This window comes from Intrasporangium chromatireducens Q5-1, from assembly GCF_000576575.1.
GTDB classification, from domain to species: Bacteria; Actinomycetota; Actinomycetes; order Actinomycetales; family Dermatophilaceae; genus Intrasporangium_A; species Intrasporangium_A chromatireducens.
Genome location: NZ_AWQS01000444.1, coordinates 1 through 1710, shown reverse-complemented (window position 1 = coordinate 1710; position 1710 = coordinate 1). Strand labels below are relative to the sequence as shown.

Below are 1710 nucleotides of genomic sequence, written 5' to 3'. Positions count from 1 at the left end.
GCGGCCAGCCGGTCGCCCAGCACCACGCTGGGGACGCCCCACGGCGCCCACCGTTCGGCCGGGACGACCGGGGCGAAGAGGCTCACGACCGGCGTGCCGACCGCGGCGGCGAGGTGCCCGGGGCCGCTGTTGACCGCGACGGCGCACTGTGCGCCGGCGAGCACCTGCGCCAGCTCGGCGAGGGTCGTGCGGCCGACGAGGTCGACCCCGCCACGGGGCACGACGACGGGTGCCGGCGTCGGCCCGGTCGGCGCTCCCGTCACGACGACGGTCCAGCCGTCTGCGGCGAGCCGGTCGGCGATCCGGCGGCTCGCCAGGTCACCGAGGCTGCGCGCCGGGACCGACGCGGTGGGGGCGAGCACGACATACGGACCGCCGATGCGCAGCTCGGGGCGGGTCGGCGGACCGAGGGGCGCGAGGCGGAGGCGCGCGTCGTCCTCGGCCGGCAGCGGGAACCCGGCCGCGGCGGCGAGCGCGAGCATCGCCTCCACCTCGTGTCCGCCCGCCGCGCCGCCCAGGTCAGGGGCACCCAGCGGCATACGGCGGTGTCGGACGTCGAGCAGGGAGCCGGGATAGTCCTCGCTCGTGGCGCTGACGCGCCCGGCGCCCGCGAGGCGGGCGAGCAGCGCCATCGGCAGGGCGCTCTGGTGGAAGGAGGTGAAGATGACCACGTCGTCGTAGGCCGCCTCGCGCAGTCGCGTGACGAGGCGCTCGACCGCACGGGCCGAGACGGGCGGGGGGTCGTTGCCCGACCACGGTGCGTCGAAGACGATGACGTCGTCGATGCCCGGCAGGAGCTCGGCGGCCTGCCGCCCGGAGGGGGCGACGAGCAGGTCGAGCCGGTCGCCGCCGGCCCGCAGGGCGCGCAGGGCCGGCCCGGCGAGCAGCACGTCGCCGTCGCTGTCGAGGCGGACCGCGAGGGTGCGGCCGGGGCCGCCGGGGTGGATGGGGTGCGAGGTCAAGGTGCCCCTCCGATCCGGAGCCGGTCGAGCGCCTCCCCCAGGCTTGGCGCGACCCACGGGGCGTTGTCGATCTCGTCGGGGAGGGTCTCGGCGGTGGGCACGAGGACCGCACGTGACCCGGCGGCGCGGGCGGCGAGCACGTCGCTGCCGATGTCTCCGATGACGGCGCACTCCTCGGGCCGCACACCGAGATCCCGGGCCGCGGCAAGCACGAGACCGGGGGCCGGCTTGCGGCAGGCGCAGCCGTCGTCGGGTCCGTGCGGGCACACCTGCCACGTGTCGAACGGCCCGAGCCGGTCGTCGATCTCGGCGTTGACGGCCGCGACCTGCTCACGGGACAGCACGCCCCGCGCGACCCCGGACTGGTTGCTCACGACGCCGGTGAGCAGGCCGTCGGCGCGCACCCGGCGCACGGCGGCGTCTGCGTCGGCCACCGGTGCGACGAGGCTCGGGTCGCCGTTGTAGGGGACGTCGTGCACGAGGGTGCCGTCGCGGTCGAACAGGACCGCCCGCAGGGGCGGCGGCCAGGGCCTGGCGTGCCGGTGCCGCCACTCGCCGCGGAGGCGGTGCCAGACCGCCGCGACCGGGATGGCGGCGCTCGTCCAGGCCATCTCGGTGACCTCGGTGGTCGTGCGCGGCCCGGGTGCGATGCGGCGCCAGGCGAAGTCGGCGGTCAGGCCGAGCCAGGTCACGGCGGCCGCCCCGGCCACCCGGCGCAGCCCCCTCCCCGTCGAGAGGCCACCAACCG

Annotated in this window: 2 protein-coding genes; both read right to left on the bottom strand. The window is 77.6% G+C overall.

Annotated elements, in window-relative coordinates; genetic code table 11:
• Positions 1-962 (bottom strand): glycosyltransferase family 9 protein (locus N864_RS22080; protein ID WP_051518933.1); only part of this gene is annotated, 962 nt, incomplete at its 3' end.
• Positions 959-1710 (bottom strand): HAD-IIIA family hydrolase (locus N864_RS22075; protein ID WP_155893068.1); only part of this gene is annotated, 752 nt, incomplete at its 5' end. The genes N864_RS22075 and N864_RS22080, both read right to left, overlap by 4 nt.